At 62.5% G+C, this 21,033-nt stretch carries 21 protein-coding genes and 1 tRNA gene; 13 read left to right on the top strand and 9 right to left on the bottom strand.

The annotated features are described in order from the left end of the window. Positions 1-142 precede the first annotated feature (142 nt). The 4 genes from ACI2KA_RS06435 (at position 143) to ACI2KA_RS06420 (ending at position 4,245) form a co-directional block, all read left to right on the top strand. On the top strand, positions 143-769 hold the full coding sequence (locus tag ACI2KA_RS06435; protein ID WP_404500292.1) for a ribonuclease D: 627 nt from the start codon (positions 143-145) through the stop codon (positions 767-769). An 83-nt stretch (positions 770-852) separates the two neighbouring features. After that, positions 853-2,079 (top strand): hypothetical protein, encoded by a 1,227-nt coding sequence (locus tag ACI2KA_RS06430; RefSeq protein ID WP_404500290.1) that lies wholly within the window; start codon positions 853-855, stop codon positions 2,077-2,079. 47 nt (positions 2,080-2,126) lie between these two features. Beyond that, the gene (locus tag ACI2KA_RS06425; protein ID WP_404500288.1) at positions 2,127-2,435 is read left to right on the top strand and encodes a hypothetical protein; all 309 of its coding nucleotides are present in this window, start codon (positions 2,127-2,129) and stop codon (positions 2,433-2,435) included. Positions 2,436-2,700: 265 nt separating this feature from the next. Continuing rightward, positions 2,701-4,245, top strand: coding sequence for a hypothetical protein (locus tag ACI2KA_RS06420; protein ID WP_404500286.1), 1,545 nt, complete (start codon positions 2,701-2,703; stop codon positions 4,243-4,245). Between the two features lie 175 nt (positions 4,246-4,420). On the opposite strand, the gene rpsA is transcribed toward ACI2KA_RS06420, so the two are convergent. Beyond that, complete coding sequence (gene rpsA, locus ACI2KA_RS06415; protein WP_404500284.1) at positions 4,421-6,121, bottom strand: 30S ribosomal protein S1; 1,701 nt, start codon at positions 6,119-6,121, stop codon at positions 4,421-4,423. Positions 6,122-6,290: 169 nt separating this feature from the next. After that, positions 6,291-6,923 (bottom strand): (d)CMP kinase, encoded by a 633-nt coding sequence (gene cmk / locus ACI2KA_RS06410; RefSeq protein ID WP_404500282.1) that lies wholly within the window; start codon positions 6,921-6,923, stop codon positions 6,291-6,293. Between the two features lie 227 nt (positions 6,924-7,150). Here cmk and ACI2KA_RS06405 point away from each other — a divergent pair, with 227 nt between their 5' ends. Then, positions 7,151-7,537: a TIGR02300 family protein gene (locus ACI2KA_RS06405; protein WP_004437826.1), complete on the top strand. Its 387-nt coding sequence runs from the start codon at positions 7,151-7,153 to the stop codon at positions 7,535-7,537. A 152-nt stretch (positions 7,538-7,689) separates the two neighbouring features. Beyond that, positions 7,690-7,765: transfer RNA gene (locus ACI2KA_RS06400), tRNA-Ala, on the top strand. Between the two features lie 52 nt (positions 7,766-7,817). Here the strand turns inward: ACI2KA_RS06400 and ACI2KA_RS06395 are convergent. Both ACI2KA_RS06395 and ACI2KA_RS06390 read right to left on the bottom strand, forming a co-directional pair. Next, positions 7,818-8,351 (bottom strand): thermonuclease family protein, encoded by a 534-nt coding sequence (locus ACI2KA_RS06395; protein ID WP_404500280.1) that lies wholly within the window; start codon positions 8,349-8,351, stop codon positions 7,818-7,820. Positions 8,352-8,416: 65 nt separating this feature from the next. After that, entirely contained in the window at positions 8,417-8,791 is a 375-nt protein-coding gene (locus tag ACI2KA_RS06390; protein ID WP_404500278.1) for a PAS domain-containing protein, read from the bottom strand. Between the two features lie 208 nt (positions 8,792-8,999). Between ACI2KA_RS06390 and ACI2KA_RS06385 the strand changes: the two genes are divergently transcribed. From ACI2KA_RS06385 to ACI2KA_RS06355, 7 genes are all read left to right on the top strand, one after another. After that, positions 9,000-9,902: an NrtR DNA-binding winged helix domain-containing protein gene (locus tag ACI2KA_RS06385; RefSeq protein ID WP_404500276.1), complete on the top strand. Its 903-nt coding sequence runs from the start codon at positions 9,000-9,002 to the stop codon at positions 9,900-9,902. Positions 9,903-9,971: 69 nt separating this feature from the next. After that, positions 9,972-10,943 (top strand): quinolinate synthase NadA, encoded by a 972-nt coding sequence (gene nadA, locus ACI2KA_RS06380; protein ID WP_404500274.1) that lies wholly within the window; start codon positions 9,972-9,974, stop codon positions 10,941-10,943. After that, positions 10,940-12,541: an L-aspartate oxidase gene (locus tag ACI2KA_RS06375; RefSeq protein WP_404500272.1), complete on the top strand. Its 1,602-nt coding sequence runs from the start codon at positions 10,940-10,942 to the stop codon at positions 12,539-12,541. Before nadA ends, ACI2KA_RS06375 begins: the two co-directional genes overlap by 4 nt. A gap of 1 nt (position 12,542) precedes the next feature. After that, positions 12,543-13,400: a carboxylating nicotinate-nucleotide diphosphorylase gene (gene nadC, locus ACI2KA_RS06370; protein WP_404500270.1), complete on the top strand. Its 858-nt coding sequence runs from the start codon at positions 12,543-12,545 to the stop codon at positions 13,398-13,400. Positions 13,401-13,546: 146 nt separating this feature from the next. After that, positions 13,547-13,798 carry a GlsB/YeaQ/YmgE family stress response membrane protein gene (locus tag ACI2KA_RS06365; protein ID WP_065116337.1) on the top strand — a complete coding sequence of 84 codons (252 nt, stop codon included), beginning with the start codon at positions 13,547-13,549 and terminating at the stop codon, positions 13,796-13,798. Between the two features lie 12 nt (positions 13,799-13,810). Then, complete coding sequence (locus ACI2KA_RS06360) at positions 13,811-14,230, top strand: DUF3597 domain-containing protein (protein ID WP_404500268.1); 420 nt, start codon at positions 13,811-13,813, stop codon at positions 14,228-14,230. Positions 14,231-14,252: 22 nt separating this feature from the next. Continuing rightward, positions 14,253-14,441 (top strand): hypothetical protein, encoded by a 189-nt coding sequence (locus tag ACI2KA_RS06355; RefSeq protein ID WP_404500266.1) that lies wholly within the window; start codon positions 14,253-14,255, stop codon positions 14,439-14,441. Between the two features lie 84 nt (positions 14,442-14,525). On the opposite strand, the gene cydX is transcribed toward ACI2KA_RS06355, so the two are convergent. The 5 genes from cydX to cydD all read right to left on the bottom strand — a co-directional run bounded on the left by cydX (position 14,526) and on the right by cydD (position 21,018). Next, positions 14,526-14,648: a cytochrome bd-I oxidase subunit CydX gene (cydX, locus tag ACI2KA_RS06350; protein WP_006313811.1), complete on the bottom strand. Its 123-nt coding sequence runs from the start codon at positions 14,646-14,648 to the stop codon at positions 14,526-14,528. Between the two features lie 81 nt (positions 14,649-14,729). Then, positions 14,730-15,887 (bottom strand): cytochrome d ubiquinol oxidase subunit II, encoded by a 1,158-nt coding sequence (cydB, locus tag ACI2KA_RS06345; protein WP_404500263.1) that lies wholly within the window; start codon positions 15,885-15,887, stop codon positions 14,730-14,732. A 6-nt stretch (positions 15,888-15,893) separates the two neighbouring features. After that, complete coding sequence (locus tag ACI2KA_RS06340) at positions 15,894-17,471, bottom strand: cytochrome ubiquinol oxidase subunit I (protein WP_404500261.1); 1,578 nt, start codon at positions 17,469-17,471, stop codon at positions 15,894-15,896. Between the two features lie 68 nt (positions 17,472-17,539). Then, on the bottom strand, positions 17,540-19,231 hold the full coding sequence (gene cydC, locus ACI2KA_RS06335; protein WP_404500259.1) for a thiol reductant ABC exporter subunit CydC: 1,692 nt from the start codon (positions 19,229-19,231) through the stop codon (positions 17,540-17,542). After that, positions 19,228-21,018 carry a thiol reductant ABC exporter subunit CydD gene (gene cydD, locus ACI2KA_RS06330; protein ID WP_404500441.1) on the bottom strand — a complete coding sequence of 597 codons (1,791 nt, stop codon included), beginning with the start codon at positions 21,016-21,018 and terminating at the stop codon, positions 19,228-19,230. Before cydD ends, cydC begins: the two co-directional genes overlap by 4 nt. Positions 21,019-21,033: the final 15 nt, after the last annotated feature.

Genomic DNA, 21,033 nt, shown 5'->3' with positions numbered 1-21,033 from the left:
GAAGAACGGGATTTCCCGAACCTAACCCGGGGGCTTTTGCAAAGGCAAGCCAAGCCGCAGGGAAACGGCCCATAAAAGCGGTATCGTCCGGCCGCTCTTTCCGTTATAGCCGGAACACGAACTGGAATTCCCGGAGCAAGACATGGCCGCACCCATCCGTTATCACGAAGGCGATATCTCCGCCGCGGACGCCGCACGTTACACCGGCGCGATCGCCATCGACACGGAAACGCTGGGTCTGGTACCGCGCCGCGACCGTCTCTGCGTCGTCCAGCTTTCTCCGGGCGACGGCACGGCGGATGTCATCCGCATCGCCGCCGGACAGAAAGAGGCCCCGAACCTCGTTCGCATGCTTGCCGATCCCGCCCGCCAGAAAATCTTCCATTACGGCCGTTTCGACATTGCCGTCCTGTTCCACACCTTCGGCGTGACGACCACGCCGGTCTTCTGCACCAAGATCGCCTCGCGCCTCACCCGCACCTATACGGACCGGCACGGGCTGAAGGACAATCTGAAGGAAATGCTGGAAGTCGATATTTCCAAGGCGCAGCAATCCTCCGACTGGGCCGCGGAGACGCTGTCGCCCGCGCAGCTCGACTATGCCGCCTCCGACGTGCTCTACCTGCACGCCCTGCGCGAGAAGCTGACCCAGCGCCTTGTGCGCGACGGTCGTCTCGATCACGCCGACGCCTGTTTTGCGTTTCTGCCGACCCGTGCGAAGCTCGACCTTCTGGGCTGGGAAGAAACCGATATTTTCGCCCATAGCTGAGCGTTCCGACGCTTCGTTTAAACACTGGTTTACCGAAACTGCCTATTCTCGGCCGCAACTTTGGGCGGCCGGGGACTTTCCAGATGATTACTCCGCTACAGCAGACGGCGGCCATTGCAGTCGGCGACCTCATGCGGTCGATGGTGGAAACCATCGAGGAGCGCCGGCGCGAAGAGCAGGAAAAAGCGAACGGCACCCAAAAGGACGATACGGTCAAGACGCAGCCGCAGCCTGACCAAAGCCAGCGCGCCGCCAATGAAAAAATCAGCGCCTATCTGTTCGGTTTCATGAAACTCGATCCGGACGCCTTTGCCTCCCTTGTCTCCCGTTTCTCGTCTGCCCTCGGCATCACGCAGGACGCGAATGAATCGAGCTTCTCCTTCGCGCGACGGCTTCAGGATGCGCTGACCCTGACCACCCGTTTCGAAAAAACCGACGCGCAGGGAAAAGCCACGACGATTTCCCTGAGATCCTTCGGCGTTTCGGAAGCGCAGGTTGTGGACGTGCTGAACAACGGCGTCACCAGCACGACCGATCCCATGGCCGCCCTCGCAGCCCGCATCGCCCAGCGCGCCGGGCTGACGGGCCAGGAGGAGGATTTTGGCGCGCAGATGTCGACGGCCATCATGGCAATGCGTGCAACCCTGCCGAAAGGCGAAACCGAGCTCGAAGAATCCACCGGTCTCAAGGAACTCCGCATTTCGGCGCAACAGATGATCGCCGCCATCGCCAACCCCTTCGGCGACGCCGCGCGTGCGGTCAAGGACGCCCTGAACGATCAGGCGCAGGGCATCCACTTCATGACACGCGAGACACTGAAGGTCATCCAGCGACTGGAAGATGTCGCCGATCCGAAGAGCAGGGATGAATTGCTGGCCGAACGCGGCAAAGACCGTATCGGCGAAATCAACGATGCCGAGGTGAAGGCCGAGCGGGAAGAGGATATCCAGAGCCGCGATGCCCAGGGCAAGCTCGAGGATGTGCAGGAGCTTCAGGACGCCGTGAAGGAGCACGGCGACGCTGCTGCCGAAAGAACGGACGATACGGAAGGCCAAGGCTGGGTGGATGTTTCATCGGAAACAGCCCTGATCTCCGTACTTGCAGCCACGCCGCCGCCGGAAGCGGCCCCGGCTGAAAACGATGACACCCCCTCCGAGACGGACGCGGCCGCCACGCCGACAGAGGCGAAGGACGACGCCGAAAAGCTGCTCGATGCGCTGGCGGTCGTCGACAACGCCCGCATCGCCATTCTGCCGATCTCGGTCGACGACAATGGCCTTTATGAGCTGCTGAAGAAAAAGGCGGCATGATTGCCGCCCGTCACGACATTTGAGCGAAACATGATGTGAGTTCAGACATGACCGATATTTCCGGCCTGCCCGGCAGTGCCGTCCAAGATAACGAACCCAATACGCCGCAAACATTGCTGTCCCTGGCGGTTCCGCCGCTCGCGCCGGATGACGCAGCTTTCGCGGCAGCCGACAGCAATGACATTCTGCCCGATCCCGTGGATATTCGCCCCGACAGAAGCTTTCCCAAGGCAAGCTGGCTCGATGCCATGCCGCCGGAAGCCTTCGAGACCGCACCCGGCGAAGCGGATCATATTTCATCGGTCAATTCCGACGAGAACGGCCTTTACCGCATGTTCCTCGGCGTTTCGCCCTGACCGGCGCCGCCTGGCCGGACTGTGTTGGTTAGCCAAATGTTAACATCTGCGAGCCAAGATTGAGGCCGATGATTCTGTGTGCGCAGAAATCAACCGCCATCCGGCCAACGGCGCACACGGCGCTCCCGCATGAGCGGGCGAGATGACACCTGTACATCACCGGCGCGGCGATCTTTCAACATGCGAGCCAGATGCGGATCAGGGGGCCGGCGAGGACGGGCTCCTTCGCAGCCAGCGGCGGTCACCGATAGGAACGGAGCGCAGCATGTTACCGCCTGTACCGAAAATTCCGGCAACCGATGCCGCCCTTGCAACCGCCATGCCGCCGACACAGCGCGGGCAGGTGAAAGAGGTCGTACCGCCGCAGCCGAATAATCCCGTCTCCGACAATAGCAGCCGCCTTTTTGCCCGCGCGGCAATCGCCTCCCTTGCCAGCGAGCTGCAGCTTTCGCGCAGCACGGCGGTGCTGGCGGAGGCGCTTGGCAAGCTGATGAACCTGCCCCGGCGCGATGGCGAGGCCATAGCGCCCTATGTGACGCGCCTGACCGAGGTTCTGCGCGCCTTGCCGGCACCCCAGCGTCTGGCGCTGGAACAGCAGGTCGGCAAAGCGCTACAGGGCCTGACCCTTTCGATGCTGGCGGAGATCCTGAAACAGCCGACCGGGCCGGATGCCGCCCGCCTGGCGCTGCTGATCGAACTTTCCCGTTACAAGGGAACCGATCTGGCCGCGAAGGCGGTGGTATCCTCCTATCAGCAGAATAACGCCGCCCCTTCCGCGTCCCCGCAGCCAACCCAATCGAAGCAGCAGACCATGCCGAGCCAGAATGCGGACGGGCGTCAGAATCCGGCAATGACGGCACAAGCGGCGAGTTCGACAACGGCCGGCCGGCTCCTGCCCCTGCTCACCGGTCCGTTCACCTTCAGCGGCGCAGCCGTAAGAGCCACGATGGCGGCGTTGACCGCACAGCCGGCTCCACGGCCCGATGCTTCCGCCCCGCCTGCCGACGGCACCGATTCGCCGACCAATGCGGCGAAACCGGATGGACGAGCCGAAAATGCGGCACGTCCGCCTCAGCCGCAAACCGGCGGTGCGACCAAAGAGCCACCGGCAGAGGTTCGCCTGGCACATCCGCCTCGCGCCGAAGCCACTGAAATGCGCCCTGGCCCTCAGCACCGGGACATGATGAGGGCGGAACAGAGGGAAATCCGCCCGGCCCAGACCCTGCCCCCCGGTGCCTTCGCGGACGAGGCCGAGGCGATGACCAATCTGTTGCTTGCCGCCGCAGCCGGTAAACTTCCAGCCAGAGCCGCCACCGCGCAGCAGCTCCCGCCCCTGCCGCAGGGCGCCGCCCCACAACCGCCCGACGATCAGCCGGCCGAACGGGCAGCCCTGGCGACGGCCGCTGCCCGCCCCTCAGGCGAGGAAACGGAAACGGTGGCCCACCGCCCCGACGCCCAGCTCGTGCCCCGGGCCGCACTGGACCCGGAAGTACGAATGGCGATGCTGGAGCAATCCGCCACGCAATCGCTGATCGCCGCGGCTCTGGCGAAAGACGGCACGCCGCTGCCGCTGGTCGCCTATCCGCCTGCGGAAGAGGACTATGAATCGGAAACGCCCCCGCACGGCGGCGGCCCGTTCTCCGAGGATGAAGCGGATGGCGAAGCCGAGGCTGACAATTCTGACGGCCGGGACGACACGGAAGAACGGATCGCCGCCAATGACGAGATCGACGTGCCGGACAGCCCGCCAGAGGCGGCTTTGGACGACAGCGCGGAAAATTATTATCTTAAGATGAGCGGCATGCTCTGACTGCGGCGTCGTCAGATGGAAAGGCGAGCCGCGCCGACGGCGTCCGCGGAACTTTTATCGAGAACGACATCGGGAGACGCATTGCGCTTGGCGCTCAAGCCGGCAAGACCCGTTGACCCAATAAAAAACCCGCCGGAAATTCCGGCGGGTTTCTCGTTTCAAAAGATCGGAGCGATTATTCGCCGCGGTTCTTCAGAGCCGCGCCGAGAATGTCGCCGAGCGAAGCGCCCGAGTCGGAGGAACCGAACTGTGCGACGGCTTCCTTCTCTTCAGCGATTTCCAGAGCCTTGATCGAAAGCATGACCTTGCGGTCCTTCTTCGAGAAGTTGACGACGCGGGCGTCGACAACCTGGCCAACCGAGAAGCGCTCGGGGCGCTGCTCGTCGCGGTCACGGGAAAGGTCAGCGCGACGGATGAACGAGGTGAGGTCTTCGTGGTTGACGAGCTTCACTTCGATGCCGCCATCGTTGACGCCGATGACTTCAGCGGAAACGACTGCGTTCTTGCGCAGGTCGCCGGAAGAAGCGGCTTCGCCGACGGAGTCCTTGCCGAGCTGCTTGATGCCGAGCGAGATGCGTTCCTTCTCGACGTCAACATCGAGAACGACAGCCTTGACGACGTCACCCTTGTTGTACTCTTCGATGACCTGTTCGCCCGGGCGGTTCCAGTCGAGATCCGACAGGTGAACCATGCCGTCGACATCGCCTTCGAGGCCGATGAACAGACCGAATTCGGTCTTGTTCTTGACTTCGCCCTCAACTTCAGTGCCGGCCGGATGGCTGTAGGCGAATGCCTGCCACGGGTTTTCCAGCGTCTGCTTGAGGCCGAGCGAGATACGGCGCTTGGACGGATCGACTTCGAGAACGACAACGTCGACTTCCTGGCTCGTGGACAGGATCTTGCCGGGATGTACGTTCTTCTTGGTCCAGGACATTTCGGAAATGTGGATCAGGCCTTCGATGCCCGGCTCCAGCTCGACGAATGCACCGTAGTCGGTGATGTTCGTGACGGTGCCGGAAATCTTCTTGCCAACCGGGTACTTGGCGGAGATGCCATCCCACGGATCGGACTCGAGCTGCTTCATGCCGAGCGAGATGCGGTGGGTTTCCTGGTTGATGCGGATGATCTGAACCTTGACCTGCTGGCCAATGTTGAGGATTTCCGAAGGATGGTTGACGCGGCGCCATGCCATGTCGGTGACGTGCAGCAGGCCGTCGATGCCGCCGAGGTCAACGAACGCACCGTAATCGGTGATGTTCTTGACGACGCCGTCAACAACCTGGCCTTCTTCGAGGTTCTGAACGATTTCAGAACGCTGCTCGGCGCGCGACTCTTCGAGAACCGTGCGGCGCGAAACAACGATGTTGCCGCGGCGCTTGTCCATCTTGAGGATTTCGAAGGGCTGCGGGTTGTGCATCAGCGGGGTAACGTCGCGGATCGGACGGATGTCGACCTGCGAACGCGGCAGGAACGCGACAGCGCCGTCCAGATCGACGGTGAAACCACCCTTGACCTGGTTGAAGATGACGCCTTCAACGCGCTCGCCAGCTTCGAACTTGGCTTCGAGCTTGACCCAGCTTTCTTCGCGGCGAGCCTTCTCGCGCGACAGAACGGCTTCGCCGAGGGCGTTTTCGATACGCTCGACGTAAACTTCGACTTCGTCGCCGACCTTCAGCGTGCCGTCCTTGGACTTCGCGCCGAATTCCTTGAGCGGAACGCGACCTTCGACCTTGAGGCCGACGTCAACGATGGCGACGTCCTTCTCGATTGCCGTCACGATGCCCTTGGCAACATAGCCTTCGGCGAGATCGTTAGCGGCAAAGGATTCTTCGAGAAGCGCTGCGAAATCGTCGCGCGTGGGGGTAGATACTGACATGAAATCTCCTGAATGCATCCGCGCAAGGGCGAATACAAAGCGCCGGTGGGCTAGTGTTGTTGATACCCGACCCCATGCCCGCCTTTTCAAAAGGCTTTCCGGCGCAAGGACATGTCTTCGGGCAATTCCGGACTAAACGCGGACGGCGGCAAGCCGTTCCGCGAGAAACCTATTTCCTCAGGGCGGCGTCGATGATCGCCCGCGCGGCCTGAAACGCCGCCTCTATACTCATTTCCGACGTATCTAGCAAGTGCGCGTCTTCCGCCGGCCTCAGCGGGCTGTCGGCGCGGCCCATGTCGCGCTCGTCGCGTTTCTTCACCTCGGCGAAGATGGCGTCGTAATCGGCCTGCCCGCCATTGGCCAGAATCTCGTCATAACGGCGCCGCGCCCGCACATCCGGCGACGCGGTGACATAGAGCTTCACCGGTGCATCCGGGCAGACCACCGTTCCGATATCGCGGCCGTCCAGCACCGTGCCCGGCTCGCCGGCCGCAAAACGCTGCTGCGCCTTCACCAGCGCACGCCTCACCGGCGTCATCACCGCAATTCTGGATGCGGCTTCGCCAATATCGTGCCGGGAAAGAATGGAGCGGTCGAGACCGCCGAGGTCGAGTTCCAGCGCCACTTTTTCAGCCACGGCCTCATCGTCCAGCGGCAGACCGGCGTCCAGAAGCGCCTTGGCCGTCGCCCTGTAGGTCAACCCGGTATCGAGATGATGAAAACCATAGGTTTCGGCGATCCTGCGCGACAGCGTCCCTTTGCCCGCCGCTGCCGGCCCGTCTATGGCGATCGTGAAGGTCATGAAGCTTTCCGCCTGTGCATTGGTCGTTCATATAATAAAGCATGCAATACCGTCCGATCTTCGTGAGCATTTCCGCATATGGACTGCTGGAACGGAAGGCGGCATCCGAAGTTTGTCTTTGACACGAAAGAGCGCAACGATTAAGGGGACCGGCTATAAATTTTACCGTCTATGCCGGTTTTACGGCGTACACACCGAAACTCATTCGACAATTTGAGGCTTAGACAGTGGCAAAAGCGGAACTTGGTACCAAGCGCACAGACCCCGATACCGGCAAGAAGTTCTACGACCTGAACCGTGATCCGGTCGTTTCTCCCTACACCGGCAAATCCTGGCCGCTCTCCTTCTTCGAGGAAAGCACGGCCCAGGCGAAGCTGGAGCAGGCCGAAGAAGAGGATGTGGCGGAAGTCGACACCGAAAACACGGAAGTCGAACTCGTCTCGCTGGAAGATGCCGACGGCGACAACAGCGGCGACGATATCCCTGATCTCGGCGATGATGACGACGTCGAAATCGACGATGACGACGACACCTTCCTCGAAACCGATGACGAAGATGACGACGACGACATGTCCGGCATCATCGGCGTATCGGGCGACGACGAAGAAGCTTGATTTTGTTTGATAATTCGGCCCGACGACAAAAAAATGACGCCGGGCCGTTTTTTATGCTTGCACTCGTCGGAAAGCCGCAGTAGTAAGCCGCCACCGAACGGAACAACAACCGCTTCGGTTCCCGGAACCGGAAGAAATGCCGGAACCCTTATGGGGCTATAGCTCAGCTGGGAGAGCGCTTGCATGGCATGCAAGAGGTCAGCGGTTCGATCCCGCTTAGCTCCACCAAACTTCCCAGACAACGACATATCTCAGATACGAACAGGCATTGACGGTCGCCCTATCGCCTGGGTCCCGGCGCAACCGCGTCCTGCAAGAGCGCCCGCACGTCCTGGCCCCTGATCAGGCACTCCACCGAAAGCACACTGTCACCGCCACCCTCCCCCGCCGCCCGGCATTCGAGATATTTGCCGCGCAACCGGTTTTCCAGCGCCTTGAAGGCATTGAGGCCGCAGGCGTAGCGGCGGCCATCGGCGCCGGTACAGACGCGGTTGCGGTCGATGTCCTCCACCCCGACGAGACGGAATTGCTGGCTCTTGAAGGTGAAGCGGTTGCTGGCGATCACCCGCAGGCGCTGGTCCGCATGCATTTTAAGCGGATAGGGGTCGGGCGGGGTCGGAATACGTTCGTAATTCTGGCGGCGGACATCGATCTTTACCGGGGATGTCGTCCACAACATCTCCGTATTCGCCGCAAGGCCGGCGGTTGCGTAGCCATCCTCGCCGTTGAGAAACGAGGCGATGCGTATGCCGGCAATGCCGAGCCCCGTGACCAGCACGATCTGAAACAGCAAAATTGCAATCTGCCGGACCATGTCACCGAAACACGAAAGAGCTGAAACAGGACCCTGCCACGCAACCGGAGCAGGAAAGAAGCACATTACATCAACAGCAGCTTGCGTGCGCTGACGTCACGCACCGTACCCATTGCCATGATCGGGACGCCGTCGCGATCATGGATGACCCTTCCCGTCGTCCTCAACCAGCGAAAACCGCCGGCCTTGAGCCCGATCCGGTATTCCTGGTCATAAAAATCACCGCTCGTCAGCGCATTATGCACCGCCCTCGCCACGCGGGCCTGGGAACAGCGCTCCACCTGAGCGATGAACGTTTCCACCGGCACGCCGCGGGAAGCCTCTTCAAAGGAAAAATCGCGCAGACGCGAGGCCACGGCATCCAGATAGACCAGATTTTGCCCGATGCTCCACGTATAATAACCAACAAGCGTCTTTTCTAGAGATATATCGTCCAACATCGGCTTTCTACACTATATGAGTGCTTATAACATTTTTATAACATAATAAAAGATGCATGACTAACCACAAGAATTCATCCTTTTGTCTGATGAAGCGCTACTTTAGATTTTACGCGGATATCGAAAGCACTTTCGCCACCCCCTTGTTGGCGAACCGGTTTTCCTGTGTCAAAGAGGATTGATATCGCAGCCGAAGACAGGAGCCGCCGTGACCATCGGGCTTGCCCATGCCGAACTCATCGCCGTCGTCACCGCCATTACCGCGGACGAGCCCAGGGTCATGACCGTTCGCGCCGGCGCGGCCCTTCCGTCGGGGCCGTTCGAATTCGGGCATAGAACGCTGCAAAGCGGGCTGCGGGAATGGATCCACGAACAGACCCACCACCCGGTCGGTTATCTCGAACAGCTCTATACTTTCGCCGATCGCGACCGCAACAACGACATTCCTGGCGGAAGAACCATCTCCATCGGTTATCTCGGACTGGTGCGCGAGCAGGAGGCCTCCGGCGGCAAGCGCCCTCTCTGGCATGGCTGGTACGATTATTTTCCCTGGGAGGACCATCGCCAGGGGCGGCCGACGGTTCTTGAAACCATCATCGACAACCTGCGCGCCTGGGCGGATTCCGATCCCGCCAGCCGGACCCAGCGTCACCTGCGGGCCGATTTCACCTTCGGCCTCGACGGCGGCGGCTGGAACGAGGAGCTGACCCTGCAACGCTATGAATTGCTGTATGAGGCCGGGCTGGTCGAGGAAGCACAGGGCGAGCCCCGGATCAATTTCGGCAGGCCGATGTTCGCCGATCACCGCCGCATCCTCGCCACAGGCGTCGCGCGTCTGCGGGCCAAGATCAAATACCGCCCCGTAGTGTTCGAACTGATGGCCGACGCTTTCACCCTGCTGCAATTGCAGCGCGCCATCGAGGCGCTGGCGGGGCTGACCCTGCACAAGCAGAATTTCCGCCGGCTGATCGAACAGCAGCAGCTGGTGGAAGAGACCGGCGACATGGCCACCGAAACCGGCGGCCGCCCGGCAAAGCTTTTCCGCTTCCGCCAGACCGTGCTCGATGAACGTGCCCTCTCCGGAACGAAACTGCCCCTCTCCCGCAATTGACATATGCTCACAATGAGAATATGTCTTTGCCCAGGATATACTCAAAAAGAGTATAATTGGGAGAGCGCCGTGAACGAACAGATATCTGCCGCAAGCCTTTATGATCGGGTCAGCCGCGTCATTCCCAAGGCGGAGTGGATGGGTTTTCAGGACGATGTGGAGGCGATCCTCGACCTGAAACGCAAACGCAACGCCGTCATCCTCGCCCATAATTATCAGACGCCGGAAATCTTCCATGGCGTCGCGGATATCGTCGGCGACAGTCTCGCCCTTGCCCGCAAGGCGATGGAAGTGGAAGCGGATGTGATCGTCCTGGCCGGCGTGCATTTCATGGCCGAGACGGCAAAGCTGCTCAATCCGGACAAGACCGTGCTCATTCCGGATATGGCCGCGGGTTGTTCGCTGGCCGATTCCATCACGCCGGAAGACATCGCGCTTTTACGCAAGGCCTATCCCGGCGTTCCGGTCGTGACTTACGTGAACACCTCCGCCGCAGTGAAGGCGGCGTCCGACATATGCTGCACCTCCGGCAATGCCCGCCAGGTGGTGGAATCGCTCGGCGTACCGCGCGTTTTGATGCTGCCGGACGAATATCTGGCAAAGAACGTGGCGCGGGAAACCGATGTCGAACTGATCGCCTGGCGCGGCCATTGCGAGGTGCACGAGCTTTTCACCGCCGATGACATTCGCGAGTTGAGAGAAAGCCATCCCGGCGTCACCGTGCTGGCACATCCCGAATGTCCGCCGGATGTCGTCGAAGCCGCGGATTTTTCCGGCTCCACCGCCGTCATGTCGGATTATGTCGGCCGCGTGCGGCCTACCCGCGTGGTGCTTCTGACCGAATGTTCGATGAGCGACAATGTCGCCGTGCACCATCCCGACGTCGAATTCATCCGGCCCTGCAATCTCTGCCCGCATATGAAACGCATCACGCTTGGCAATATCCGCACAGCACTGGAGGAAAACCGCCATGAGGTGACGGTCGATCCGGCCATCGCCGCCGCCGCCCGCCGCGCCGTGGAAAGGATGCTGGACGTATGAGCGAGCGCCTCCCGCCGCCACAGGACTGGACGGTCATCGTCGGCAGCGGCATCGCCGGCCTCATGGCGGCGCTGACGCTTTCGCCGCAGCCGGTGCTGCTTCTGACGCGCGGCGCCCTCGGCGGCGAAACATCCAGCGCCTGGGCGCAGGGCGGCATCGCCGCAAGCCTCGGCCCGGACGACAGCGCGGCACTGCATCTTGCCGATACGCTCGCCGCCGGCGACGGTCTGTGCGATGCGGAAATGGCCGCGGATATCGTCGCCGCCGCGCCCGCCGTCATCGCGGCACTGGAGCAGGCCGGCGTCGGTTTCGACCGCGACGCCGCAGGCAGGCTCGTCTTCGGGCTGGAAGCAGCCCATTGCAGAAGACGTATTCTCCATGCCGAAGGCGACGGCTCCGGCGCGGCCATTATCAGGGCTCTGGCGGCCGCGGTCCTGCGGACACCCTCCGTCACGGTTCTGGAGGGTACGGAAGTGCGCCGGCTACTGACGGAGGACGGCGCAATCGCCGGGCTCGCCTGCGCCGGTCCGAAGGGCCTATTTCTTCTGCCGGCCACACGCGTGGTTCTTGCCACCGGCGGCCTCGGCGGGCTTTACGAGGCAACGACCAATCCATCCGGCAATTACGGACAGGGCATCATGCTCGCCGCGCGCGCCGGCGCTGTCCTTGCCGATATGGAATTCGTCCAGTTCCACCCAACCGCGCTGTCTTCGCCCAGGCGGCCGCTGGCCCTGGTCAGCGAAGCCGTGCGGGGCGAAGGCGCGTTGCTTCTCAACGAAAACGGCGAGCGTTTCATGGCGGCGGTGCCGGGCGCCGAGCTTGCATCGCGCGATATTGTCGCCCGCGCCATCGACCGCGAAATCCTGCGCGGCGGCGCGGTCTTTCTCGATGCCCGCAAGGCGCTCGGCTCCGGCTTCTCCACCCGTTTCCCCTCGATAGACCTGCTGTGCCGCGAGGCAGGCATCGACCCCGCCCGCGAGCTTGTTCCCGTCCGCCCGGCCGTGCATTACCATATGGGCGGCGTCGCTACCGATGCCAAAGGCCGGAGTTCGGTCGACGGCCTTTGGGTTGCCGGCGAAACCGGCTGTACGGGTCTTCACGGCGCCAACCGGCTTGCCAGCAATTCCCTGCTGGAAGCGGCCGCCATGGGCATGCGCGCGGCACGGAATATCGCCGGCCGCCCGGCATCGCCCGCAGGGCGGGCGGTGAGCGCGCCGCCGCTTACCGCGGCCGGCCTTGCCGCGGCAAATCCCGCCATCGTCCGCCCCATCGTGTCCCGGCACCTCGGTATCGCAAGACAAGCCGCAGGATTGCACGAGGCGATCCGACATTTGCTGCCGCTTGCCGAACAGGAAACCCCGGCATCCGATCCCGCCCTCGTCAGCCTTGGCATCGCCGTCTTCGCGGCCCTGCGCATGGAATCGCGCGGTGCGCATTTCCGCGACGATTTTCCGGGAAAGAACGCGGCGGCCGCACGGCGAAGGCTGAGCCTTGCCGAGGTGATCGCCATTGCCCGCGACCTCTCCTCTTCCAGCCTGTCCTCTTGCAGCCCGTCCTCTTCCAGCCCGTCCTCTTCCAGCATTGCGCGGAGCGCCTGACATGACCCTTGCCCCCCTGCCACGCCTCATCATCGAACCGCTTGTGCGCAATGCGCTTCTGGAAGACCTGGGGCTTGCGGGCGATATTACCTCCGCCGCCGTCATCCCGGCGGATCATCGCTCGGTCGTCGTTATGGCGGCACGGGAGCCCGGCGTCATCGCCGGCCTCGACGCGGCGGAACTGGCTTTCCAGCTGGTGGACCCGGCGATCGTGATGACGCGGCATATTGGCGAGGGAGCGGCCGTCACGCCCGGCACTATCATCGCGACGATCGAAGGTCCCTCGCGCGGGTTGTTGACGGGGGAACGCACGGCGCTGAATTTCCTCGGCCATCTGTCGGGCATCGCCTCCGTCACCGCAAAAATCGTTGCAGCGGTCGCCGGGACCAAAGCTTCCGTTGCCTGCACCCGCAAGACGACGCCCGGCCTCAGGGCGCTGGAAAAATATGCCGTGCGCGCCGGCGGCGGCATGAACCATCGTTTCGCGCTCTACGACGCGGTTCTCATCAAGGACAACCATATTGCCGTGGCCGGCGGCGTGCGTGACGCCATCCGCCGCGCGCGGCAGGGCGTGGGTCATCTCGTCAAGATCGAGGTGGAGGTCGACACGCTGGCGCAATTGCGCGAGGCCATGGAGGAGGACGTGGATGCGGTTCTTCTCGACAACATGACGCCCGAACAGTTACGGCAAGCCGTGGAGATCGTCGCCGGCCGCGCCATCACCGAAGCTTCGGGCCGCATCGATCCGCAGACGGCCGCCGCCATCGCCGCAAGCGGCGTCGACCTCATCTCCGTCGGCTGGCTGACCCATAGCGCCCCGGTCCTGGATATCGGACTGGATTTTCAAAGCCAGGGCTAAAACCGGAAGGCGGTGCGTCCGCGCGGAACCAAATGTCCGCATCTTCGTTATTCAGGCGCCTGGGGTCTATTCAAGGCGGGGGGATCAGTGCGCGCAAAAGCCTGTCCATAAGCCTGCGGACCTCTCTCACAAAGGAAAGGCCTGTTATGGAAGACGCACAAGTTGGCTGGATTGCAGCAATCATCATCGGCGGCGTAGCCGGTTGGCTCGCCGAACAGTTCATGAAAAGCAATATGGGTGTTTTCATGAACATCATCCTCGGCATTGTCGGCGCCATCGTCGCCAATTTTCTGCTGGGGCTGGTGGGTATTTCGCTCGGAGGCTGGATTGGCTATCTGATCGCCGGTTTCATCGGCGCCTGCATTCTCATCGCCGTCGGGCGGGCATTTCGCCGATAAGGGGAGGACAAAATGAGCTTTTTCGACAAGATCAAGAACGCGATTTTTGGCAAGGCCGAGGCCGCGCCGCAGACGTCGGCCCCCGCCGGAACGCCGACAAGCACCACAAGCCCGGCCGCACCGGCCGAGCCCGCCACACCCGCTCCGACAGCCGGCGCAGCGCCGTCGGCCGGCAGCGTCGACGTCGCCTCCATTCTGGATGCGGCCGTCAAGAAGAACGGGCAGAAGCTCGACTGGAAACATTCGATCGTCGACCTTCTCAAAGCGCTCGATCTCGACAGCAGCCTCAGCGCCCGAAAGGAACTGGCGGCCGAACTCGGCTATACCGGCGACACTTCGGATTCGGCGACCATGAACATCTGGCTGCACAAGGCCGTCATCAAGAAGCTGTCGGAAAACGGCGGCAAGGTTCCGGCCGAACTGCTGCATTGACCATCTGACCGGGAGAGCCGCAATGGACGACTATTCGAGCTTGAGGGAACAGATCGGCCAGGATCTCGACACCCTGCGGGCGACCGAGAATCCGAAGTCGATTTTCGAAATCGCCGACGACTATCTTCTCGGAAATCCGAACCTCAAAAGAGCGATCGTCGAAGACATCATCAAGCAGGAAGCGGACAAGCGCGGCATCGCGATCCACTAGGGGCCGTGCCACGGATACGGCTGATTTTACGAGAAGGGCGGCATCCACACCGGATGCCGCCCTTCCTGCCTCTTGCCCAAAGCATTATTTTTCCGGCTTGGCCTCTGCCTTTTTGGCGTTTTCTTCCATCAGCTCATACCACATGGCGTTCATGACGGCGAAGATGGCGGCAAGAGGCAGGCCGAGCAGCCAGGCGAAATACCACATGTTCGATCTCCTTCTATCGATGTCCTGCTTTTCGGACGCGATTGCGGACAAAAACCCGCTTCAGATTCTTCCGGGACTATCTCAATATGCGTGGCCGCTGTCGTCGCGGATCGCCTTTTCATCCACCTTGCCCCACAACACGCGATAGACCCATGAGGTGTAAGCAACGATGATGGGGACGAAGACGAGGGCGACGACCAGCATGATGAACAGCGTCATATGGCTGGACGAGGCGTCCCACACCGTCAGGCTCGATTTCGGATCGACCGAGGACGGCAGGATGAAAGGGAACATCGAAAGCCCGACGGCGGCGATGATGCCGAAAATGGCGAGCGAACTGGCCAGCAGCGCCAGCACCTCCCTGCCAAGTCTGAGCAACAGGAAAGCGACAAGCGGGAAGACAAGGCCGAGCGCCGGGGCCAGCATCATCCACGGATGCGCCGCATAGTTGGAAAACCACGCACCGCCCGCAACCTCCACCGTCTTCGACAGCGGATTGGAAGGCCCGTCGGTCACGACTTCCGAGGTGAAGCGATAACCATCGACACCGAGCCACAACAGGATGCCGCCGAGCGCGAAGAGAAGGGTGGTGGCAAGCGCCGCGACGCTGCCGAAACCGCGGGCGCGGGCGGCCACGGGGCCTTCGGTCTTCAGCACCAGCCAGGCAGCACCGTGCATCACCAGCATGGCGACGGAGACGAGACCGCACAGGATGGCGTAGGGGTTCAAAAGTTCGAACAGCGTCGTGCCATCGTAGAAGATCCTCAGATCGTCGTTGAAGTGGAAGGGCACGCCCTGCAGCACGTTGCCGATGGCCACGCCGAAAATCAGCGCCGGAACGAAGCCGCCCACGAACAAGGCCCAGTCCCAGGCGCTGCGCCATGCGGCGCTTTCGCGCTTGGAGCGGTACTTGAAGCCGACCGGCCGCAGGATCAGGGCAAACAGGGTGGCGAACATCGCCAGATAAAACCCTGAGAACGACACCGCATAGAGCGGTGGCCAGGCCGCGAAGATCGCGCCGCCGCCAAGGATGAGCCAGACCTGGTTGCCTTCCCAGACGGGACCGATGGAATTGATGACAACACGGCGTTCGATATCCGTCTTGGCCACGAAGGGCAGCAGCGCGCCCGTGCCGAGATCGAACCCGCCGGTGACGGCGAAACCGATGAGCAGCACGCCGAGCAGCAGCCACCAGATGATGCGCAGGGTTTCATAGTCGATGAGTTGGTGCAGGATCATGATGATTTACTCCGCAGCGGCGAGTTTTTCGGGAACGAGCGGCGCTTCCGGCTCATGGTCCGGATCCGGCCCCTTGCGGATCGCCTTCAGCATCAGCCCCATTTCCACGATGAACAGCACCGTGTAGATGGCGATGAAACACAGGAGCGTTATCAGGACCGTCGAAGCGCTGAGGCTGGAAACGGCGGCGGCCGTCGGCAGCACGCCTTCGATGATCCATGGCTGGCGACCGAATTCAGCCACCACCCAGCCCATTTCCGCCGCGATCCACGGCAGCGGGATGGCGAAGACCGCGACCTTCAGCAGCAACGGATAATGATCCAGCCGGCGGCGGGCCGAGAGATAAAAGAAGGTCGCCGTCAAAAGGATGAAGAATATGCCGAGACCGACCATGATGCGGAACGCCCAGAACAGCGTCGGCACATGCGGGATGGTATCGGCCGCCGCCCTGGCGATCTGCTCTTCGCTCGCCTGGCGCGGATCGTCGACATAACGCTTCAAGAGCAGGGCATAACCAAGTTCATGGCCGAGTTCGGCAAAGGTGCCGCGCACTTCCTCCGGCAGCTCCGCGCCCTTGCCGGTGGCGCGTATCTGCATCAGCGCGTCATAAGCCTTGATACCATCGCGGATACGGGTCTTCGCCAGCTCCACCAGATCGTTGATGCCCGGAATTTCCGTATCGAGCGAACGGGTGCCGATGAGACCCATGACCCACGGGATTTTCACCGCGAAATGTGTCTCGCGCGCCTCCTGATCGGGAAAACCTATGGCCGTGAAGGGGGCCGGGGCCGGCTCCGTTTCCCACATGGCCTCGATGGAGGCGAGCTTCATCTTCTGGTGTTCGGTGGAAAGATAACCGCTTTCATCGCCCAGCACCACGACCGACAGGGCGGATGCCAGGCCGAAGGAGGCCGCGACCGTCATCGAGCGCTTGGCGAGATCGACATGGCGTCCTTTCAGCACATACCAGGCCGAAACGCCGAGCACGAAGATGGAAGCGGTGACGTAACCCGCCGAGACCGTGTGAACGAACTTCGCCTGCGCCACCGGGTTGAACAGAACCTGAAAGAAATCCGTCACTTCCATGCGCATGGTCTGCGGATTGAAGGCGGAGCCCGTCGGGTTCTGCATCCAGCCATTGGCGATCAATATCCACAGCGCCGAAAAATTCGAGCCGAGCGCCACGCACCACGTCGCGATGAGATGGCCGAGTTTCGATAGCTTGTCCCAGCCGAAAAAGAACAATCCGACGAAGGTGGCCTCCAGAAAGAAGGCCATCATGCCCTCGATCGCCAGCGGCGCACCGAAAATATCGCCGACATAATGGCTGTAATAACTCCAGTTCATGCCGAACTGGAATTCCATGACGATGCCGGTGGAGACCCCCAGCACGAAGTTGATGCCGAACAGCGTGCCCCAGAACTTCGTCATCTGCCGCCAGATCGCCCGGCCGGTCATGACATAGACCGTTTCCATGATGGCGATCACCACCGACAGTCCGATCGTCAGGGGAACGAATAGAAAGTGATATAAAGCGGTAACCGCGAATTGCAGGCGCGACAGCGCCACGATGTCGAGTTCCATGTTCTTACCCCACCTTTCATGAAAGGTCAGCCTTCTGTTGTGAAACGATGCCGGCCCTGAAAAATCACTCAGTCCGGACGTAATGATTGCAGCACTACGTCGTATTCGGGCGCGCCGCTTTGACATTGATCAAGTTGGCGGCCGTCTTTCAGCACGATGACGCGATCGGCAAATTCCGCCTCGCGGCGATTATGGGTGATCATCACGACAGTCTTGCCTTCGGCTCTCGCAAACAGCCGCAGGAGCACGTCGCGCGCCGTCTCGCCGTCCAGTCCCTCCGTCACCTCGTCGAGAAGCCAGAGCGGTTTGTCGACGAGCAGGAAACGGGCGAGCGCCAGCCGGCGCGACTGTCCGCCGGAGAGGCCCTGCCCGGCTTCGCCGAGCCGCGTCTCCAGCCCGGCCGGCAGGGTTTTCACGTGTTCGGCAAGGCCGGCCGCCGTGAGCGCATCCCACAATTCGTCTTCCGTCGCCGTGGGTTTCGCCAGCCGCAGATTGTCGGCGATACTATCGCGGAAAAGCTGGCTGCGCTGCGTCATCAGGGTGGACGGCAAGGCGCTGACCGTGCCGGCGGCCGGGCGCAATTCACCCGCAAGAAGCTGGATGAGGCTGGTCTTGCCCGCCCCGCTCGGACCGATGATCGCGATCCTTTGCCCGCAGGGGATGGCAAGGTTGATATTCGTCAGAACCGGATCGGTATTCCCGTCCCGTTCCAGACGCAGATTTTCGAGTTCTGCCGCCACGCCGGTAACCGGCGACAGGAGACAGCGCGCCTCGGCCCCTGCCGAAAGACGCGGCGCGATACGCCTTGCGGAAAACAGCGTGCGGCCGAGTTCCATCGCCCCGCGGCGCAGCGCCGCAAATGGCTCCAGCGCGGCGAAACAGGCAAGCAGCCCAAGCGCTGCCGCCGGCGCGCTCACCGTTCCGCGCTCCGCAAGCCACGCCATGCCGATAAGCGCCGCACTCAGCAGGACAGCGGCTGAAACTCCGAAGGAAAAACCCGCATTCGTCTCGATACGGTTCAGCTTGGCGTCGCAGGCAAGCAGATAGTCATCCGCCCGCTTGACCGCCTCTATCTGCGCCGACATGCGGCCCGTGGTCAGCAGTTCCGTCTGCCCGGTCACGAGATCGGCCGTGCGGGCACGCAGCGCTTCAAGCCCGATTGCCCGGCGGCGCGAGAATTTCTCCGCCTTCAATGCGGCGCGCACCGAAATGCCAAGTCCTGTCGCAAGGAGGAAGAGGGCCGCCAGAATGCCCGCAAGCGGATCGAGCAAAGCAAGTCCGATACCCGTTGCGATCGCGGCGAGGACCGCGACGGCAGCGGGAACCAGCACGCGCAGATAAAGCGAATCCAGCGCATCGATATCCGCCGTCAGCCGGTTCAGCAGGCGGGCGGGTCTTGCCTGCAGGTTTTTCGCCGCCTGCGGCGCGGCAAAACCGCGAAACAGCCTTTCGCGCAGCGCCGCAAGCACGGAGAGCGTGGCTTCATGGGTGGTCATGCGCTCGCCATAACGGGCGGCGGTACGCGACAGCGCCAGAAGGCGAATGGCCGCCGAAGGTGCAAATACATCGAACGCATAGGCCGTTGCCGGAAGCAGGCCGGCGATTGCGGTGGCGGTGATGAACCAGCCGGACACGCCGAGAAGGCCGATGCCCGCCAGCACCGTGGCGGCCGCCAGAACCGCGCCGGCAAGCAGCATGCCGCGCCGGGCCGACCAGAAAAGGGCGATGACGGGTTTCAATACGGCCAAACGTGCAATCATGACCGGCCTCCCGCATGGACCGCCGTCATATCCACGACCCTGTCCATGCGCGCGGCCAGCACCGGATCGTGGGTTGCGACGACCAAGGTCCTGCCTTTTGCGAGTTGCAGCAGGTTTTCCGTAATGAGGGCGGCGGTTTGCCGGTCGAGATGCGCCGTCGGCTCGTCGGCCAGGATGAGGCGAACTCCGGGATCGGCGACGGCGCGGGCAATAGCGAGCCGCACCGCCTCGCCGCCGGAAATGCCGTGGCCGCCATCGCCGACGATGAGATGCGGCCGGGCGGACGACAATCCATCGAGCCCGGTCTGTTCCAGCGCCGCCTCGACCATGTTTCGCGTGAGGCCGGCCCGGCCGAAACGGATATTCGCCGCCAGTGAACCGGCAAAAAAGAACGGTTTCTGGCCGATCCACCCGATGGTCGTGCGCAGCCTGTCGGCAGTCTCGTCCTCAAGGGCAATGCCGCCGATGTCTATCGTGCCGCTTTTTGGTGGAACCAGACCGGCAATCAGCGACAGCACGGTGGATTTGCCGCAGCCCGACGGCCCGAGAAGAGCAACCGTCTCGCCCGCCCGAACGCCAAGATCGAAATGTCGCAACACGGGCGACGCGCCGGGATAAGCGAAGGACAGATCGTTCATCTCCACCGTACCGGGCGTGGGCAATGCAGCCGTCGCTGCGACCCGGCCCTCGCCCACGATCGCCGCACCGCCCTTCGCCAGTTTGTCGAGCGCGCCGAGCGCCGCCTCGCCGGCCGCGCGGTCGTGCCAGACCGCGGACAAGTCCCGCAGCGGCTCGAAAAAGGCCGGTGCGAGAAGCAGGATGAACAGACCTTCCGCAAGCGTCAGCTTTTGACCCCAGGCGCCGAAGTCGAGAAAGCCGAGCAGATGGAAACCGATATAGACCGCGGTCATGGCAACGCCGAGGGCGGCGAAAAGCTCCAGCACCGCCGAGGAGAGAAAGGCGATCCTGAGCACCGCCATCGTCCGCGTCTTGAGGCTCTGCGCATCGGCGTCGAGACGCCCGGCGGTCAGATCGACGGCCTCCAGCGCCCGGATCGTTTCCAGTCCGCGCAGGCGATCCAGCAGGAAGGCGTTCATGGTGCCCGTCTCGGCCAGCTGCTTTTCGCTGGCCGCCTTGGCCTGCCAGCCGATCAGCGCCATGAAGAGCGGGATGGTGGGCATGGCGAGCAGGAGCACCAGCGCCGCAACCCAGGTAAACGGCAGGATCACCAGCACGAAAACCAGGGGGACGATGGTGGCCTTCATGCGCGCCGGCTGGAACCGGGAAAGATAGGGCACCAGTGCTTCGGCCGTCTCAGCCAGCATGCTTGCGGCCTCACCGGAGGCCGTTCGTGACAGATCGAGCGGCGAGACCCGGGCCACGGCCTCCAGCACTTCCAGCCGCCGCCGGGAAAGGACGGCGCGTGCAGCCCGGAACGACAGCCGCGCCGCCATTTTTTCAAGCAAGGCCTTGATGAGACCAAGGATGAGAACCGCAACGGCTGCCGGAACGATTGCCATCATCGGCTGGCCATCGGCGATTTTTCCGACCGAAAAGGCAAGCAGGCCCGCCTGCGGCAGCCAGAGCAGGGCCGCCAGAACATGCAGCAGGGCCACGGATCGTCCCACTCCTTGCGCATGTGTCGTTTTCACGGCGGCATTGCCGCGCGAGCCCTTACGGTTGGCGCCGCTGAAGAAGCGCCGCCGCGCCCTATCGGGCGCAGCCACGGCCGGCGCGGGACAGCCCGAACCATTGCTGTCGACCGTCTGGCGGATTTGTGCGGACATGTTCATGGCCGGTCT

This window comes from Agrobacterium sp. NPDC089420, from assembly GCF_044900305.1.
In the GTDB taxonomy this organism is placed as follows: Bacteria; Pseudomonadota; Alphaproteobacteria; order Rhizobiales; family Rhizobiaceae; genus Agrobacterium.
Note: the sequence above shows the minus strand (reverse complement) of the source record. Positions and strands in the feature narration are given on the sequence as shown.

Bases quoted from the DNA above. Each gene is read 5' to 3' on its own strand.
- ACI2KA_RS06435 (WP_404500292.1), top strand. From the start codon at position 143: ATGGCCGCACCCATCCGTTATCACGAAGGCGATATCTCCGCCGCGGAC.
- ACI2KA_RS06430 (WP_404500290.1), top strand. From the start codon at position 853: ATGATTACTCCGCTACAGCAGACGGCGGCCATTGCAGTCGGCGACCTC.
- ACI2KA_RS06425 (WP_404500288.1), top strand. From the start codon at position 2,127: ATGACCGATATTTCCGGCCTGCCCGGCAGTGCCGTCCAAGATAACGAA.
- ACI2KA_RS06420 (WP_404500286.1), top strand. From the start codon at position 2,701: ATGTTACCGCCTGTACCGAAAATTCCGGCAACCGATGCCGCCCTTGCA.
- rpsA (WP_404500284.1), bottom strand. From the start codon at position 6,121: ATGTCAGTATCTACCCCCACGCGCGACGATTTCGCAGCGCTTCTCGAA.
- cmk (WP_404500282.1), bottom strand. From the start codon at position 6,923: ATGACCTTCACGATCGCCATAGACGGGCCGGCAGCGGCGGGCAAAGGG.
- ACI2KA_RS06395 (WP_404500280.1), bottom strand. From the start codon at position 8,351: ATGGTCCGGCAGATTGCAATTTTGCTGTTTCAGATCGTGCTGGTCACG.
- ACI2KA_RS06390 (WP_404500278.1), bottom strand. From the start codon at position 8,791: ATGTTGGACGATATATCTCTAGAAAAGACGCTTGTTGGTTATTATACG.
- ACI2KA_RS06375 (WP_404500272.1), top strand. From the start codon at position 10,940: ATGAGCGAGCGCCTCCCGCCGCCACAGGACTGGACGGTCATCGTCGGC.
- nadC (WP_404500270.1), top strand. From the start codon at position 12,543: ATGACCCTTGCCCCCCTGCCACGCCTCATCATCGAACCGCTTGTGCGC.
- ACI2KA_RS06365 (WP_065116337.1), top strand. From the start codon at position 13,547: ATGGAAGACGCACAAGTTGGCTGGATTGCAGCAATCATCATCGGCGGC.
- ACI2KA_RS06360 (WP_404500268.1), top strand. From the start codon at position 13,811: ATGAGCTTTTTCGACAAGATCAAGAACGCGATTTTTGGCAAGGCCGAG.
- ACI2KA_RS06355 (WP_404500266.1), top strand. From the start codon at position 14,253: ATGGACGACTATTCGAGCTTGAGGGAACAGATCGGCCAGGATCTCGAC.
- cydX (WP_006313811.1), bottom strand. From the start codon at position 14,648: ATGTGGTATTTCGCCTGGCTGCTCGGCCTGCCTCTTGCCGCCATCTTC.
- cydB (WP_404500263.1), bottom strand. From the start codon at position 15,887: ATGATCCTGCACCAACTCATCGACTATGAAACCCTGCGCATCATCTGG.
- ACI2KA_RS06340 (WP_404500261.1), bottom strand. From the start codon at position 17,471: ATGGAACTCGACATCGTGGCGCTGTCGCGCCTGCAATTCGCGGTTACC.
- cydC (WP_404500259.1), bottom strand. From the start codon at position 19,231: ATGATTGCACGTTTGGCCGTATTGAAACCCGTCATCGCCCTTTTCTGG.
- cydD (WP_404500441.1), bottom strand. From the start codon at position 21,018: ATGTCCGCACAAATCCGCCAGACGGTCGACAGCAATGGTTCGGGCTGT.